The organism is Streptosporangium pseudovulgare, from assembly GCF_014648055.1.
GTDB lineage: Bacteria > Actinomycetota > Actinomycetes > Streptosporangiales > Streptosporangiaceae > Streptosporangium > Streptosporangium pseudovulgare.
Window position 1 is genome coordinate 18,974 of the sequence record NZ_BMQJ01000037.1, and the last position, 15,829, is coordinate 34,802.

Annotated in this window: 14 protein-coding genes; 5 read left to right on the forward strand and 9 right to left on the reverse strand. The window is 75.9% G+C overall.

Annotated features, from left to right (window positions below; translation table 11 throughout):
* Positions 1 to 29: 29 nt before the first annotated feature.
* The 4 genes from IEZ10_RS37355 to IEZ10_RS37370 form a co-directional block, all read right to left on the reverse strand.
* Positions 30 to 581, reverse strand: coding sequence for a hypothetical protein (locus IEZ10_RS37355; RefSeq protein WP_189251223.1), 552 nt, complete (start codon positions 579 to 581; stop codon positions 30 to 32).
* 2 nt (positions 582 to 583) lie between these two features.
* On the reverse strand, positions 584 to 811 hold the full coding sequence (locus IEZ10_RS37360; RefSeq protein WP_189251224.1) for a helix-turn-helix domain-containing protein: 228 nt from the start codon (positions 809 to 811) through the stop codon (positions 584 to 586).
* A 194-nt stretch (positions 812 to 1,005) separates the two neighbouring features.
* On the reverse strand, positions 1,006 to 1,653 hold the full coding sequence (locus IEZ10_RS37365; RefSeq protein ID WP_189251225.1) for a response regulator: 648 nt from the start codon (positions 1,651 to 1,653) through the stop codon (positions 1,006 to 1,008).
* A gap of 3 nt (positions 1,654 to 1,656) precedes the next feature.
* Positions 1,657 to 2,832: a sensor histidine kinase gene (locus IEZ10_RS37370; protein WP_189251226.1), complete on the reverse strand. Its 1,176-nt coding sequence runs from the start codon at positions 2,830 to 2,832 to the stop codon at positions 1,657 to 1,659.
* Positions 2,833 to 2,996: 164 nt separating this feature from the next.
* On the opposite strand from IEZ10_RS37370, the gene IEZ10_RS37375 reads away from it, so the two are divergent.
* Both IEZ10_RS37375 and IEZ10_RS37380 read left to right on the forward strand, forming a co-directional pair.
* Complete coding sequence (locus IEZ10_RS37375; RefSeq protein WP_189251227.1) at positions 2,997 to 3,710, forward strand: ABC transporter ATP-binding protein; 714 nt, start codon at positions 2,997 to 2,999, stop codon at positions 3,708 to 3,710.
* A complete protein-coding gene (locus IEZ10_RS37380) occupies positions 3,707 to 4,477 on the forward strand; it encodes an ABC transporter permease subunit (RefSeq protein WP_189251228.1) in 771 nt (256 codons plus the stop codon). The genes IEZ10_RS37375 and IEZ10_RS37380 overlap by 4 nt, the downstream gene beginning before the upstream one ends.
* 25 nt (positions 4,478 to 4,502) lie before the next feature.
* Here IEZ10_RS37380 and IEZ10_RS37385 read toward each other — a convergent pair whose 3' ends face one another.
* The 3 genes from IEZ10_RS37385 to IEZ10_RS37395 all read right to left on the reverse strand — a co-directional run bounded on the left by IEZ10_RS37385 (position 4,503) and on the right by IEZ10_RS37395 (position 7,389).
* Positions 4,503 to 5,510 carry a serine hydrolase gene (locus IEZ10_RS37385; RefSeq protein ID WP_189251229.1) on the reverse strand — a complete coding sequence of 336 codons (1,008 nt, stop codon included), beginning with the start codon at positions 5,508 to 5,510 and terminating at the stop codon, positions 4,503 to 4,505.
* A gap of 227 nt (positions 5,511 to 5,737) precedes the next feature.
* A complete protein-coding gene (locus tag IEZ10_RS37390; protein ID WP_189251230.1) occupies positions 5,738 to 6,898 on the reverse strand; it encodes a cation:proton antiporter in 1,161 nt (386 codons plus the stop codon).
* An 8-nt stretch (positions 6,899 to 6,906) separates the two neighbouring features.
* On the reverse strand, positions 6,907 to 7,389 hold the full coding sequence (locus IEZ10_RS37395; protein ID WP_189251231.1) for a cation:proton antiporter regulatory subunit: 483 nt from the start codon (positions 7,387 to 7,389) through the stop codon (positions 6,907 to 6,909).
* 339 nt (positions 7,390 to 7,728) lie between these two features.
* On the opposite strand from IEZ10_RS37395, the gene IEZ10_RS37400 reads away from it, so the two are divergent.
* On the forward strand, positions 7,729 to 10,428 hold the full coding sequence (locus tag IEZ10_RS37400) for a helix-turn-helix transcriptional regulator (RefSeq protein WP_189251232.1): 2,700 nt from the start codon (positions 7,729 to 7,731) through the stop codon (positions 10,426 to 10,428).
* An 89-nt stretch (positions 10,429 to 10,517) separates the two neighbouring features.
* Here the strand turns inward: IEZ10_RS37400 and IEZ10_RS37405 are convergent, their stop codons facing one another.
* The gene (locus IEZ10_RS37405; RefSeq protein ID WP_189251233.1) at positions 10,518 to 12,905 is read right to left on the reverse strand and encodes an ABC transporter permease; all 2,388 of its coding nucleotides are present in this window, start codon (positions 12,903 to 12,905) and stop codon (positions 10,518 to 10,520) included.
* Positions 12,899 to 13,630, reverse strand: a complete 732-nt coding sequence (locus tag IEZ10_RS37410; protein ID WP_189251238.1) for an ABC transporter ATP-binding protein — start codon at positions 13,628 to 13,630, stop codon at positions 12,899 to 12,901. Before IEZ10_RS37410 ends, IEZ10_RS37405 begins: the two co-directional genes overlap by 7 nt.
* A 261-nt stretch (positions 13,631 to 13,891) precedes the next feature.
* Here IEZ10_RS37410 and IEZ10_RS37415 point away from each other — a divergent pair, with 261 nt between their 5' ends.
* A complete protein-coding gene (locus tag IEZ10_RS37415) occupies positions 13,892 to 15,052 on the forward strand; it encodes a saccharopine dehydrogenase family protein (RefSeq protein ID WP_189251234.1) in 1,161 nt (386 codons plus the stop codon).
* Between the two features lie 113 nt (positions 15,053 to 15,165).
* Positions 15,166 to 15,798: a LysE family translocator gene (locus IEZ10_RS37420; protein ID WP_189251235.1), complete on the forward strand. Its 633-nt coding sequence runs from the start codon at positions 15,166 to 15,168 to the stop codon at positions 15,796 to 15,798.
* The last annotated feature ends 31 nt before the right edge of the window (positions 15,799 to 15,829 follow it).

Sequence of the window (15,829 nt, forward strand, 5' to 3'; positions counted from 1 at the left end):
GCGTCGCCGTACGGGGGTGGGCCCGGTGGTCAGGCGGACGCGCGGAGAGGCCACAACCTCCCGGCGAGGCCGTGGAGGTCGACGCCGAGGCGGCGCAGGATCGCCACCGAGGCGTTGGAGCCGTCGGCCAGCAGGCCCCTCACCAGGTCCTCGTCCGCGGCCCCGTCCCCGGTGCGGCGGGCGCCGTGGTACAGGGCGACCTCGACGGCCTTGCGGGCCGCGACGGTGAGCCGGAGGTCGCCGGCCGGACCGGAGAGCGTCACGCGCAGCGGGCGCGTCCGGGGCCGGCGCAGCCGCCACGCGGCCGGATCGGCACGGCGGGCCGGGAGCCTGCGGCGGATCTCGTCCAGGTCGACGCCCAGACCGGCCAGCAGGTCCCGATCACCCGGGCGGTCCGCCGGGTCCGCCGGCAGCAGCGCGCGGACGGCGTCCGGGGGCACCGCGAAGCCGTCCACCGGCCACGCCTCGGCCAGGGCGAGCAGCAGCATGTCGTCGTCGAGGGCGGTGCGGCCGGCGTCGAGCGACAGCAGGCCGGCCCGGACCACCGTCCGCCGGGCCTCGGGGGTGAACCTCTCGAACATCCTCATCTCCCGCCGTCGATGATCCGGTGTGCGTGCTTGCGGTGCGCCGTCTGCCGTTTCACGCCGAGCGCCGCCGCGATGGCCTCCCACGACGCGCCCCGGGCGCGGGCCTCGGTGACGTGCGCGGCCTCCAGTTCCTCCAGGAGCCGCCGCAGGGCCGCCACGGCGGCCAGCGCCGTCACCGGGTCCTCGCCGGTGGTGGCCTCGGCCAGTTCGGTTACCGTCGTCATGCTGTCAGCATATGCTGACGCGGCCCGCTTGTCAGCATATGCTGACGAACGTCCCCGGGCGGCCCGGGTCACCGTACGGCCGTCCTGATCCCCGTGCGGGGCCCGGCGATGACGGGCCGACGGCGCGGACCGGCCGGGAGCGGCGGTAGGGGGCGACGGCCGGTCCGCGCCGGCGGCCGGGGGCGAAGGGCGCGTCAGAGGAGGCCGGCGTCGCGTACCTTCATGGCGACGTGGACCCGGTTGTCGGTCCCCAGCTTGGCGAAGATCCGGGTGACGTTCGCCTTCACGGTGGCGACGCTCATGTGCAGGCGACCGGCGATCTCGGCGTTCGAGCTGCCCCGGGCCACCTCGACCGCGACCTCGCGCTCGCGTTCGGTGAGCCTGGCCAGCTCCCGCCGCGCCTCCGGGCCCCGCGGCTCGGGACCGCCGGTGGCCGCGGCGATCACCTGCCGCGCGACGCTCGGCGACAGTACCGGCTCGCCCCTCGCCACGGCGCGGACCGCCTCGACCATCTTCGGCGGCGGCGTGTCCTTCAGCAGGAACCCGGCCGCGCCGAGCCCCAGGGCCCGCAGCACCAGGTCGTCGGCGTCGAAGGTGGTGAGCACGAGGATCCGGGGCGCGTCCGGCCGCCTCAGCAGCAGCTCGGTGGTGGTCAGCCCGTCCTGGCCGGGCATCCGGATGTCCATCAGCACCACGTCGGGCCGCAGGTCGCGGATCACCTCCATGGCGTGCCGGCCGTCCCCGGCCTCGCCCGCGATCTCCAGGTCGGGCTCGCCGCCGAGGATGAGGCGCAGCCCGGTCCGCACCATCGGGTCGTCGTCCACGATCACCAGCCGAATCACCGGTCAAGCCTCCCACGGCAGCCGGGCGTCGAGGACGAAGCACCCGTCCCGTACGGCGTGGCTGAGCGTGCCGCCGGCCATCCGGGTCCGTTCGGCCAGGCCCACCAGACCCAGCCGCCCGCCGGGACCGGCGGCCGCCCCCGGATCCGCCGGATTGCTCACCCGGATCCGCAGGCCGTCGCCGGGCCGCCCGCCGATCTCGGCCCGCACCCGGCTGCCCGGCGCGTGCTTGCGGGCGTTGGTCAGGGCCTCCTGCACGATCCGGTAGGCGTGCCGGCCGGTCTGCGCCGGCAGCAGCCCGCGGTCCTCGACGGCGTCGGCCACCTCGACCCGCTGGCCCGCCGCCCGCACCTCGTCGAACAGGTCGCCCAGCCGGTCCAGGCCCGGCTGCGGCGGCTCCGGCGCCTCGGCGGCGCCGTCGGATCGGGAGGCGCCGTCGGACCGGAGGGTGCCGAGTACGGCGCGCAGCTCGTTCAGCGACTGGTGCGCGTTCTCCTGGATCGCCAGCGCCACCTCGCGGCTCTCCCCGGCGGTGAGGTCCGTCCGGTACGCCAGGCCGCCCGCGAGCATCGCCAGCAGGGAGATCCGGTGCGCCAGGACGTCGTGCATCTCGTGGGCGATCCGGGCGCGCTCGGCGAGCCTGGCCTGCTCGACCCGCTGCGCCTGCTCACGCTCGACGGCCAGCGCCGCCTCCCGCCGCGAGGCGTCCAGGTCGCGCAGCCCGCGCAGGTACAGGCCGAAGACGGTCAGCCCGCCGAGGATCGCGGCGCCGGTCACCATGGAGACGACCGTCCTCTGGTCGATGCCGTGCCAGGCGGCGTAGATCGCCAGGCACAGCCAGGAGACGGCCGCGACCGGGACGATCCGGCGCCACCGGCGGTGCGTGCACAGCGACACGTAGGCGACGTAGGCCGGGCCGGTGGCGGTGGCGGAGAGGGCCGTCAGCAGGGCGGTCGCCAGCGCGGTCTGCCACGGCAGGCGGCGCCGCCATCGCAGCAGGACCAGCCCGGCCACGCCCAGCCCCACGTCGACCACCGCCTCCCGGAGGATGCCGGACTTCTGGGAGGCGGTCATCACCATGAGGACACCGAAGAACAGCATCGGCACCGCGGCGCACAGGTAGCGCAGCGCGGAGTCCCGCCGGGTCAGGGGCGGCTGGTGCTCCGTACGGTCGTCCACGGCCCCACAGCCTATGCACCGTGCGGACCCGTTCGTCAGCGACCTGGGTCCACCTCGGGGTGGCCGAAGGTCTGCAATCGCGGCGGCGACGGATCGCCCCGGGTCCGCCGGCCGTCCACCCCGGTCCGATGACCGGTGGGACCCCGGCGCGATGGACTGGTTCCGTGATCGAGTTCAACCATGTCAGCAAGACGTACAAAGGGGTGAAGGCGCTCGACGACGTGTCCTTCGCCGTCGGCCCGGGAAGCGTCACCGGCTTCCTCGGGCCCAACGGCGCCGGGAAGTCGACGGCCCTGCGGATCCTCCTCGGCCTCTCCCGCGCCACCTCCGGCTCGGCCACCGTGCTGGGCCGGCCGTACGGCGAGCTGGACCGCCCGGCCGCCCGGGTCGGTGCGCTCCTCGACGCCGACGCCCAGCATCCCGGCCGCACCGGCAGGGAGGTTCTGACCCTGGCCGCGACGGTGCTCGGCCTGCCGGGAACGCGCGTCGAGGAGGTCCTCGACCTGGTCGGGCTGACCGGCCGGGAGAGCCGCCGGACGGTCGGCGGCTACTCGCTGGGCATGCGGCAGCGTCTCGGCATCGCCCAGGCGCTCCTCGGCGACCCCGAGGTCCTCGTCCTGGACGAGCCCGCCAACGGCCTCGACCCCCAGGGCATCCGCTGGCTGCGCGGACTGATCCGCGACCTCGCCGCCTCCGGACGCGCGGTGCTGCTCAGCTCGCACCTGCTGCACGAGGTGGAGCAGGTGGCCGACCACATCGTGATGATCGGCCGGGGCCGGGTCCTCGCCCAGGGCACCGCCGCCGAACTCGGCCGGGACCGCGGCCTGGAGGAGACCTTCATCGAGCTGACCACGCACGCCGACCGGGGTGCGGCATGAGCGGCACGGGCGGCACGAGCCGCACCGAGCGGGTCCTCGCGCCGATCCCGTTCCGCCGCCTGCTGGTGGTGGAGACCCGCAAGCTCGCCGACACGCGCAGCGGGAAGATCATGATCGCGGTCCTGGCCGCCCTGGTGCTCGCGGGCGTCGTGGGCCGCGGCTTCGTGACGGACCCGAAGCTGCAGACCCTGGCCTTCACCGCCGGGATGCCCATCGCCACTCTGATGCCCGTGCTCGCCATCCTCGCGGTGACCGGCGAGTGGAGCCACCGCACGGCCCTGACCACGTTCACCCTCGAACCCCGGCGCGGCCGGGTGCTGGTGGCCAAGTACGTGCCGGCGGTGACCGCGGCCCTGGCCGCCTCCCTGCTGGCGGCGCTGGTCGCGGTGCCGGCGACGGCGGCGGTCGCCGCCGTCCGGGGTGTCCCGGCCATCTGGGAGATGAACCCTCTCGCCCTGCTGGGCTGGACCGGGACGAACGTCCTCATGGTCGCCATGGGGCTCGCCCTGGGCACCCTGCTGCTGAACGCGCCCGCCGCGATCGTGGTCTACCTGGTGAACCCGATGCTGTGGAGCGTCGTCGGCAGGCTCGGCGACACCGGCGAGACCCTGGCCGGGTGGCTCGACCTGAACGCCACCGTCGCGCCGCTCGTGACCGGTGACATGACCGGCGGCGGCGCCGCGCGGCTGGCGGTGTCGGCCGTCCTCTGGATCGTCGTCCCCATGGCGGCCGGGGCGGTACGGGTGGCCCGCAAGGAGGTCGGCTGACGCCGCGACACGCTCCCGGGAGGGCTCAGGAGGTCCCGGCGCGGTAGACCTCCCGGGCGAGCCGGGTGATCTGGGACGTCGAGCGCTGCCAGGAGGTCCCGGCGGGGTAGGCGGTGAGCAGGACCATGATCCAGCGTTCCCTCGGGCCGACCAGCCCGGTGGTGTGCAGGACGGGCCGACCGTAGTCCGGCACGATCCTGGGCGCGGACCCGGGGGCGGCCGGCGCGGCGGCGTCCGCCGGGGCGACCGGCACCGGGACGCCGGAGACGGGCCCGGCCGGGGCGGGGGCGCCGGCCGGGCGCCCGGGAGACACCGGAGCCTCCGCGGCGGCCGGGACCGTCGAGGGAGCCGGAACCGACTGTGACCCCGGAGACCCCGGGGCCGCCGGGGACGACGGCCGGCACCGGACCGGCGGCCTGAGGCCGTACCCCGACCAGCCCTGCTTGACCGCCCACGGCCGGGCGACCCCGCGGGGGATGCCGAAGTACTGGTCGAAGCCGTCGGAGCCGCACTGCCCGGCCCGGCGCAGGTGGCCGAGGATCAGGTCGGAGACCCGCGGCTCGGCCCGGTCGAGCAGGTAGCGGTAGACACGCACCGTGTCCAGCGCGCTCAGTGAGGTGTAGCCCCAGAACCCCGGCTTGTCGGCGGGCGGCGGGGCGGTATCGGTCAGCCCCAGCCTCCGCGCCGTCCGCTCGATGATCCGCCCCTTGCCGCCCCGGTCCCAGAACGCCGACGCCGCGTCGTCGTCGCTGACCCGCAGCATCACCTTCAGCAGGGCGAGATCGCGGGCGGGGACCTTCCGATGCGACTCCAGGTAGTCGATGGCGATCATGATCTTCACCACCGAGGCCGACCGGAACCTCCGGTGCGCGTCGCGGTGGGCGGTGAGCCTGCCGGTCTGCCGGTCGAAGACCGCGTAGCCGGCGGCCACCCCGGCCGGGATGTGCGGCGTGGCCGGAGCCGCCGCGGAGGCGGGGGCGGCGGACGCCAGGAGGGGGAGGGCCGCGGTGAGGAGCGCCAGGGAACGGATCATGCGCAAATGCCTACCAGATCGGCGGACCGCGGTGGGGACGGACGGTCCCGTCGAGGACGGCCGGGGGAGCGATGCCGGGATCCGGTGGCCGGGCCGTACGGTGCCCGTCCGGGACGGGTCCGCCGACGCGCGGGGCCGGCGGGGTCGGCGGGGTCGGCGGGGCCGGTCGGGCCGGACATGCGTACGGCCCGGCGCGTGGCGCGCCGGGCCGTACGGTGCCGCCGGGGTCAGGCCCGGTTGGCGATGGCGGTGATGAGCGGCTGGACCAGCCGGGCCGCCAGCGGGCCGAACGCCGCGAGGATGAGCACGTACGCCGCGGCCAGCGGGCCGAGGTCCGGATGGACCCCCGCCGAGACCGCCAGCCCCGCGATCACGATGTTGAACTCGCCGCGCGGGATGAGCGCGATGCCCGCCCGCGCCCGGCCCGCCCGGGCGATCCCCGCCCGCCGGGCGGCGTAGAAGCCGGTGAGCAGCTTGGTGATCATGCTGATCAGCGCGAGCAGCGCCGCCAGCCCCGCGACCGGCCCCATCTTGGTCGGGTCGGTCTGCAGCCCGAAGAAGACGAAGAACACCGCGGCGAACAGGTCGCGCAGCGGGCTCAGCAGCGCCTGGGCGTCGTGGGCCAGCTCCCCGGACAGCGCGATGCCGACCAGGAAGGCGCCGACCGCGGCCGACACCTGAAGCTGCTGCGCCACCCCGGCGACCAGCAGCGCCAGCCCGACGACCTTCAGCATCAGCACCTCGGAGTTGGGGCTGGAGACGAAGGACTCGATGAACCGGCCGAAGCGCAGCGCCACCACCAGCACGACGCTGACCGTGCCCAGCGCGATCGCCACGGTGACCGCGCCGGCGGCGAGGCTCAGCCCGGCCAGCATGGCGGTGAGGACCGGCAGGTAGATCGCCATGGTGAGGTCCTCGAAGACCAGCAGCGACAGCACCACCGGGGTCTCGCGGTTACCGATCCACCCCAGGTCCGACAGGACCTTGGCGGTGATGCCCGAGGAGGTGGCGTAGGTCACGCCGGCCATGGCGACCGCCGCGACCGGGCCCCAGCCCAGCAGCAGCGCGCAGATCGCGCCCGGCGCCGCGTTGAGCACCAGGTCGACGAGGCCGGCCGGGGCGTTGCCCTTGAGGCTCGTCAGGAGCTCGTCGGCGTTGTACTCCAGGCCGAGGGTGAGCAGCAGCAGGATGACGCCGAGTTCGGCGCCGACCGAGATGAACTCCTCGCTGGTGGCCAGGGGCAGGATGCCGCCCTGGCCGAACGCCAGTCCGGCGAGGAGGTAGAGCGGGATGGGAGAGATGCCGACGCGCATGGCCAGCGCGCCGAGGATGCCGAGTCCGAGGAGGACGGCACCCAGTTCGAGGAAAAGTATCGCGATGTCGTGCACCCGGTGGCCTATCCGTTGGTGAGGATGTCGGCGACGGCGGAGGTGCTCTCCGGGCTGCCCACCACGACGATCACGTCGTCGGCGGCGAGCCCGAAGTCGGGCCCGGGGCTGGCGAACACCTGGCCACTGCGGACCACGGCCACGATGGAGGCGCCGGTGCGGCTGCGGACCCGCGCGTCCCCCATGGTCCGCCCGGCGTACGGCGTGCCGGCCAGCACCGGGAGCTGGACGCTGACCAGGCCCTCGACCTCCCGGTGCAGGTCGTTGAGGCGCTGCACGATGCGCGGGGCGCCGAGCAGCTCGCAGAGGACGTCGGCCTCCTCGTCGTTGAGTTTCACGGCCTCGCATGCCCGGTCGGGATCGTCGCGGTCGTATATCACCAGGTCGCGGCGTCCCGTCCGGTGGGAGACGACCCCGACCCGGCGCCCCGACCGCGTGGTGAACTCGTGCCGCAAACCGATCCCGGGCAGCGCCGTCTGCTCGACCTCCACCGTTCCCAACCCTTCGTTCGTTCAGGAAAATGTCTGATTTTTGCAACGAACCTATAGGCCGAGGCGTTCCTGGGCCGAACCGGAAGGCGGCATTCCGGCGTCCGCGGCAGGCTTTACCCTGCTGCGGTGACCACGCCGCGCCTCCCGTCGCCCGTCCCGCCGCCGGCTCGACCGCCGTCCACGCCGGAGGGAAGGCCGCCCGCGTCCGACGGGCCGGTCTCACCCGGGGGAGGGCCGCCCGCGTCCGGAGGCACGCCCGCGTCCGCGGTGACGCCCCTGCCCACGGTGACGCCCCGGCCTGCGGTGACGCCCCGGCCTGCGGTGACGCCCCGGCCTGCGGTGACGCCCCCGCTCAAGGGGAGAAATGAGGACCAGCGGGTCCTCGACGACCTCCTGGCGGCGGCGCGGACCGGACGCAGCGGCGCCCTGGTGCTCCAGGGCGACCCGGGCATCGGCAAGAGCGCCCTGCTGGAGTACGCGGCCGCCCGCGCGGAGGGCCTGCGGGTGCTGCGCAGCGCCGGGGTGGAGACCGAGGCCGAGATGCCGTTCGCCGCGCTGCACCAGCTGCTGCGGCCGGAGCTGGCCCGCGCCCGGGCGCTTCCCGGGCCGCAGGCGCTCGCGCTGAACGGCGCGCTCGGCCTGGGCGACGCCGCCGGGGACGACCGCTTCCTCATCGGGCTCGCCACGCTGTCCCTGCTGTCGGAGATCGCCGAGGACGGTCCGCTGCTCTGCCTGGTGGACGATGCCCACTGGCTGGACCGGGCGTCGGCGGACGCCCTGCTGTTCGCGGCCAGAAGGCTCGACGCCGAGGGCGTCGCGCTGGTCTTCGCCGCGCGTGACGGGTTCGACGCCCCCGGCCTGCCGGGGCGGCGGCTGGGCCCGCTGGACGCCGGGGCGGCGGCCGAGCTGCTGGCCGAACGCGACCCGCACCTGGCCGAGGGGGTCAGGAACCGCGTCCTGGCCGAGAGCCGCGGCAACCCGCTGGCGCTGATCGAGCTGCCGCGCACCGCCGATCCGTTCACCCCGATGCCGCTGCCGCGCAGGATCCAGGAGGCGTACGAGGCCCGCATCGCGGGGCTGCCGGACGGCGCCCGGTTGATGATCCTCCTCGTCGCCGCCGAGGACACCGGTGACCTGGGCACCGTGCTGCGCGCCGCCGGACGGCTCGGGCTGGGCGCGGCGGACCTCGGCGTGGCGGAACGCGCCGGGTTCCTCACCGTGGGAGGGGGTGCCGCCGCCTTCGTCCACCCCCTCATGCGGGCCGCCGCCACGCACTCCGCCCCCTTCGACAGGCGGCTCGCCGTACACCGGGCGCTGGCCGACGCGCTGGACGGCGAGGACGACAGGCGGGCCTGGCATCTGGCCGCGGCCGCGTTCGGCCCCGACGAGCGGGCCGCGGCGGCGCTGGAGCGCTCCGCCGGGCGCGCCAGGGAACGGCACGGCCACGCGGCCGCGGCGGCCGCCCTCGAACGCGCCGCCGAGCTCACCGCCGATCCCGGGCCGCTGGCCAGGCGGCTGACCGAGGCGGCCATGGCCGCCGCCGACGCGGGGCTGCCGGAGCGGGCGCAGGCGCTGGCCGAACGGGCCGTCCGCCTCGTCGAGGAGCCGCGCTCCATCGCCAGGCTCGCCGAACTGCGCGCCAGGATCGCCTTCGAACGCGGCTCCGTCCACACCGCGCACGACATCCTGCTCTCCGGAGCCGACCGGGTCGCCGAGCTCGACCCGGTGGCGGCCGGCCTCATGCTCGTCGACGCCGGACGCAACGCCTGGCAGCTCAGCGACCCGCGGCGGGTCGAGGAGGCGGCGACACGGCTCCGCCGCCTGAACCTGCGCCCGGAGGACGGCCTGGACGCCGCGGTGGACGCGGTCGAAGCCGCCGCCGTGTCGCTGAACGCCGGCCCGGCCGGGGCGCTGCCGGCCATGAGCCCCCTGGCGCGCGACGCCCGCGGCATCGAACGCGGCTCCTACGGCCTGCGGATCAACGGCGCGTTCGTGGCGGGACTCGTCGGCGAGTTCGAGACGCAGCGGCAGATCTCCGTCGCGCTGGTCGAGGAGTGCAGGACGCTCGGCATGACCGGCCTGCTGCCGATCGCCTACGTCACGCTCGCCGGGGCCGAGCTCTACCTCGGCCGGTTCCGCAGCGCCGCCGCCGACGCCGCGGAGGGGCTGCGCATCGCCGCCGACACGGGCCAGCCGCACCGCACCGGCTACCTGGAGGGCATCCTCGCCTGGATCGCCGCCGTCGAGGGCGACGAGGACCGCTGCGCCGGGCTGGCCGTCCGCTGCGCCGACCACTTCGCCGCGACCGGGATCGCCAACGGCCTGGCCTGGTCGGAGTGGGCGCTGGCGGCACTCGACCTGAGCCTCGGCCGCCACACGCGGGCGCTGGACCGGCTGGAGGCCGCCCTGGCCGGGCCGGTGCGCCACCAGATCCAGGCGGTCTACTTCGCCCCCGACCAGATCGAGGCCGCCGTGCGGGCGGGCCTGCCGGACCGCGCGAAGGAGCCGCTGGAGCGCCTGGCGGAGTGGGCGGACGTCGCGCGGCTCGACTGGGCCGACGCGGTGCTGGCCCGCTGCCGTGCCCTGCTGGAGCCGGACGACGAGATCTTCTCCGCCGCGCTGCGGCCGCACGGCCGCCCGCTGGAGCGGGCCAGGGCCGAGCTCGGCTACGGCGAGTGGCTGCGCCGCGAGCGTCGCAGGCGCGACGCCCGACCCCACCTGCGGGCCGCGCTGGAGACCTTCCAGCGGCTCGGCGCCGGTCCGTGGGCACGGCGGGCCGCCGCCGAGCTGCGCGCCGCGGGTGAGGCCACCGCGGCGCCCGCCGCCTCCGACCGGCTGGCCGCGCTGTCGCCCCAGGAACTGCAGATCGTACGGCTGGCCGTGACGGGCCTGACGAACCGGGAGATCGGCGCCAGGCTCTTCGTCAGCCCCAAGACCGTCAGCCACCACCTCTACCGGGCTTTTCCCAAGCTCGGCGTCTCCTCCCGGGTGGAACTGGCACGTCTCGGCCCGGACCTGGACCCCGACGCCGCGACCTAGCGGCTCCGGTCCCGCTCCGGCTCTAGTCCGGCTCCGGTTCTGGAGCGGCGGCCCGCCGCCGCGCCCCGGCCGAGGCGGCTCAGCCCCGCTCAGCCCCGGCGCAGCAGCGGCGCCGCGGCGGCCAGGGCCGCCATCACCGCGCATCCGGCGGCCACCGCGCCGACCTCGGGCCACGGCACGCTGACCGCGACCGGCCCGGCGATCTGCACCAGCGAGCCCCACAGCCCCGCCAGGCCGACCGCGGCGACGGCGGCGGCCAGCACCACGCCGACGGCCACCACCAGCAGCGACTCGCCCATGGCGTACCGCAGCACCTGGCCGCGGGTCGCGCCCAGCAGCCGCAGCGCCGCCCGCTCCGCCGTCCGGTCCGATGCCGCCATCAGCAGGGTGTTGACCAGCGCGATCGCGGTGTAGGCGAGGATGATCCCGAGCACCACCAGCAGCCCGAGGCGGCTGGCCGAGCCGTGCCGGTCGCCCGTCGAGCGGGCCCAGGCGTCCCTGGTGAGCACCCGGACGTCGTGCCCGGCCGCGGCGTGCCGCAGCGCGGCCCCGGCCGCGTCCGGAGAGGTGCCCGGCCGCAGCCGCACGTACGCGGTGGTCACCGGCGCGGAGAAGGCGTGCGCCGGGGTGACGTAGGAGTCGGCCGGGGACCCGGCGCCGAGCAGCGCGACCACCTTGAGCGACACCTGGCTGCCGTCGGCCCGCCACAGCTTCGCGGTGTCGCCCAGCGCCAGCTCCCAGGTCTCGGAGACCGCGATGGTCCGGTCGTTCAGCGCCGTCAGCGACCCCGCGGTCACCGGCGGGTCCAGCACGTTCACCAGTCCCGCCGGGTCCATCGCCTCGGCGGGCCGCCTGATCAGCGCGGTCGCGCCCTCAAGGGTGTAGACGCCGGTCGGCGCCGCGGCGACGACCTCCACGCCGGGCACGTCCCGCAGACGGCCGAGGAGCCGGTCGTCCAGGCCCGCCGCCCCCTCGGGCAGCACCAGGTAGTCGGCCCTGACCGGCGCCGCCCGCATCGCCGCCTTGGCCGCGTCGTTCATCGCGGCCGCGCCGAGCAGCGCGGTGGCCAGCCCGACCGCGACCAGCACGGGCGCCGCGGTCGCCGCGGTCCGCCGGGCGGAGGCGGTGGCCGACGCCGTCACCACGGTGGCGCCCGCGCCGCGGAGCCGGCCCAGCGGCGCGGCGACCAGCCGGGTGACGGGCCGCACGACGGCCGGGGCGAGCAGCCCGGCGGCCGTCACCAGCAGCATCACGACCGGCATGAAGGACTTGTCGTTCGCGGCGCTCAGCGGGTCGCGCACCGCGGTCACCACCATGGAGGCCAGGGCGGCGCCGAGCAGCCCCACCCCGAAGATCCGGCGCCCCCAGGTCATCACGCCGGGCTCGACCACCGCCTCGCGCATGGCCTCCGCCGGGTGGACGCGCCCGGCCCGCGCCGCCGCGACGGCCACCCCGGCCAGCGCGACCACCGCGCCGACGCAGAAGGCGGTGACGGACGGCCAGGTGTACGTGCGGGGCACCAGCCACGACGGCGCCATCCCGAGAGCCACCAGCCGGTCCAGGATGGGCCCGGCGAGCACCGGACCGGCCGGCGCGCCCAGCGCGGAGGCGGCGACGGCGACGAGCAACGCCTCGCCGTACACCATGAGGCGAACCTGACGGCGGGTCGCGCCGAGGGTCCGCAGCAGCGCGAACTCCCGGCGCCGCTGCGCGACCGCGAACGCGAACGTCGAGGACACCACGAAGACCGCGATGAACACGGCGAACCCGGCGGCGATGCCGACGATCGTGACGGCGTTGTCGCGCGCCCGCGCGTCGTCCTCCCGGCTCGGGTCCGCCAGCGCCCGGTCCTGCCCGGTGAGGAGCCGCGTCCCTGGCGGGAGCGCGCCGCCCGGCGCGTTCCACAGGGCGAGCGCGTCGACGCGCGGCGACAGGGCGGCGGCCCGCCGGTCGGTGAAGAACACGGTGGGCGGGCCGTCCGTCACCCCCACCACGGTGTACGACCCGGCCCCCGCCCGGGTGAGCACGGTCGCCGTGTCGCCCACGCGCGCCCCGGTGCTCACCGCGATCTCCCGCTGGCTGCGCGGCGCCCGCCCCTCGAGAAGCCGCTGCGGCGCCGTACGGCGCGCCGCCCAGGGCCGGCCCGTCACGTCCGGCCCGCCCGCGAGCCGGGCCGGGAAGGCCCGGTCCACGACGGCGCCGGGGAAACGGGCCACCAGCTCCGCATCGAGGCCGGCCTTCTCCACCAGGGGCAGGCTCTGCTCGCCCCGCCAGGTGCGCACGTGCACCCGCCCGTCCGGCACGATCACGAACGGCGCGGCGGCGTAGCGCTGCGGGCCGCGGTCGGGGGAGTCCACGGTGACGGCCAGCAACTGCCCCATCGCGGCGATCAGCGCCGTGCCGAGGGCGAGGGCGAGGAAGGTGCCGAGGAAGGAGACCAGCCGGGTGCGCAGGGTGCTCCACGCGACGCTCAGCACGCCTCCTCCAGCAGCAGCATCCGGGCGGAGACGTCCTCGGCCGTCGGGTCGAGCAGCTCACCGCGGATCCGGCCGTCGGCCAGGAACAGCACCCGGTCGGCGTACGCGGCCGCCGCCGGGTCGTGGGTGACCATCACGATCGTCTGCGCGTGCCGGTCCACCAGCGAACGCAGCAGCCGCAGCACGTCCCGGCTGGTGTTGGTGTCCAGCGCGCCGGTCGGCTCGTCGCCGAAGAGGACGGCGGGCCGGGCGGCCAGCGCCCTGGCGATGGCCACGCGCTGCTGCTGGCCTCCCGACAGCTCGGCGGGACGGTGCCCGGCCCGGTCGCCCAGGCCGACGGCCTCCAGGCTCTGCCGTACCAGCTCGCGGTCAACCCGGCGGCCCGCCAGCTTCAGCGGCAGCGCGACGTTCTGCTCCGCGGTGAGCGAGGGCAGCAGGTTGAACGCCTGGAACACGAAGCCGATGCGGTCGCGGCGCAGCAGCGTCAGCTTCCGCTCCGGCAGCCGGGTCAGGTCCCTGCCGTCCAGCATGACCTGGCCCGACGTCGGCTTTTCCAGCCCGGCAGCGCACTGGAGCAGCGTCGACTTGCCCGAGCCGGACGGCCCCATCACGGCGGTGAACGTGCCCTGCGCGAAGGAGACGGACACGTCGTCCAGGGCGACGACGCCGTGCGCGTGGCGTTTGGTGACCCCCGTCAGCTCGACCGCCGAGCCCAGGGCTTCCATGAGTTTCACGACTGGAACGCTACGGAGGCCGCCTCCCGCCCGGTATCGGACAGATGACTGGAACCTGTCGGATGGGAACGGCCGCGGATCGGGCGTCCGGGACCCGGCCGGGCCGGTGCGGTAGGGACAGACCGCTGCGGTCCGGGCGGGTCGGTGCGCCGGGAGGCCCCGAAACGCCCAGGAATACCCGGAACGCCCCGAACCAGTCAGGGACATCCCGGCGGGGTGCATGGCGGCTCCCGGAGCGGGGAGTCTCATCCCATGCCCGAAGATCGCCCGTACGACATCGTGCTCCTCGGCGCCACCGGCTTCACCGGTGGCCTCACCGCCGAATACCTCGCCCGCCACGCCGGTCCCGGCGTCCGCTGGGCCGTCGCCGGCCGTAACCGCGCCAAGCTCGAAGCGGTCGCCGAGCGCGTCGGACTCCCCGGCCTGCCGCTGCTGCACGCCGACGTCACCGACCCCGCCTCGCTCGCGGACGTCGCCCGCCAGGCCAGGGTCGTCGCCACCACGGTCGGCCCGTACACCCTGTACGGCGAGCACGTCGTGGCCGCCTGCGCCGAGGCGGGCACCCACTACGCCGACATCACCGGCGAACCGGAGTTCATCGACCTGATGTACCTCCGCCACCACGACCGGGCCGTGCGGACCGGCGCGAAGCTCGTGCACGCCTGCGGATTCGACTCCGTTCCGCACGACCTGGGCGCCTACTTCACCGTCAAGCGGCTCCCTGAGGGCGTGCCGATCGAGATTGACGGGTTCGTCCGGGCCGGCGGCCGGCCGTCCGGCGGCACCCTGGCCTCCGCGCTCCTGGTGCTCTCCCGCGCCCGCCGTACGGCCGAGACCGCGCTGGCCCGCCGCCGGACCGAGGAGCGCCCCGCCGGCCGCCGCGCCCGGGGCCGCGCCGGGACGCTCCGCCACGTCGGCGGCTGGGCGCTGCCGCTGCCCACGCTCGACCCGCAGGTCATCGCCCGCTCGGCCCGCGCGCTGGAACGCTACGGCCCCGACTTCACCTACCGCCACCACGTCGCCGTCCGGCGGCTGCCCACCGCGCTCGGCCTCGCCGCGGGCGCCGGGGCCCTCGCCGCGCTCGCCCAGGTGCCCCCGGCCCGCTCCTGGCTGGCGGGCCGGATCGCCGCGGGCGACGGCCCCACCCCGGAGCAGCGCGCCAAAGGCTGGTTCAAGGTCACCTTCCTCGGCCGGGGCGGCGGCGAACGCGTCGTCACCGAGGTCGCGGGCGGCGACCCTGGCTACGACGAGACCGCCAAGATGCTCGCCGAGTCGGCCCTGTGCCTGGCCTTCGACGACCTGCCCGAGGCGGCGGGCCAGCTCACCCCGGCCGCGGCGATGGGCGACGCGCTGACCGGCCGGCTGCGCCGCGCGGGCGTCACGTTCCGGGTGCTGAGCGACTCGCGCGCCTGACCCGCCCGGCGGGCCGTACGGCGTGCGGCCCGGCGCGCGGGCCACGGCCGGGGGACGAGTGAGGCGGTCTGCCCGGGTTCCCCGGGCGCTCTCCTGCATGTGATGATCAACGCATGCCCGTCAACCAGCATCTGCTCGCGCTGTTCACCGTCACCACGATCATCGCCATGATCACCCCTGGGCCGGACATGCTGTTCGTCCTGGGCTGCGGGATGCGGGGCGGCCCCCGCGCCGGCCTGCTCGCCACGGCCGGGGTGGCGACGAGCGAGGCCGTCCACGTCGCCGTGGCGGCGGCCGGGCTGGCCGCGCTCTTCGCGGCGGTGCCGGTCGCCTTCACGGTGGTGCGGATCGCCGGTGCCGCCTACCTGATCTATCTCGGCGTGCAGGCCATCCGGCGCCGCGGCGACGACCAGGGCGGCCTGCCGGTCCTCGGAGGCGGCATGTCCGGCCGGCGCGCCTACCTCAACGGGCTGCTGACCAATCTGCTCAACCCCAAGATGGTCACCTTCACGATCGCCTTCCTGCCCCAGTTCATCGACCCCGGGCTGGGCCACGTCTGGGTGCAGTTCGCGATCCTCGGCGCCATCATGATCGCGCTGGAGTTCGTCGTGGACGGTGCCGTAGGCGTGCTCGCCGGGCGGATCGGGGGATGGCTGCGCCGCCGCCACGCCGCCCGCCGCCGGATCGACATCGCGACCGGCGGAATCTTCATCGGCCTGGGAGTTCGCCTGGCCGTCGAACGGTGAGATCCGTCCGGGGCCCGCTCCCGGGGGGGGG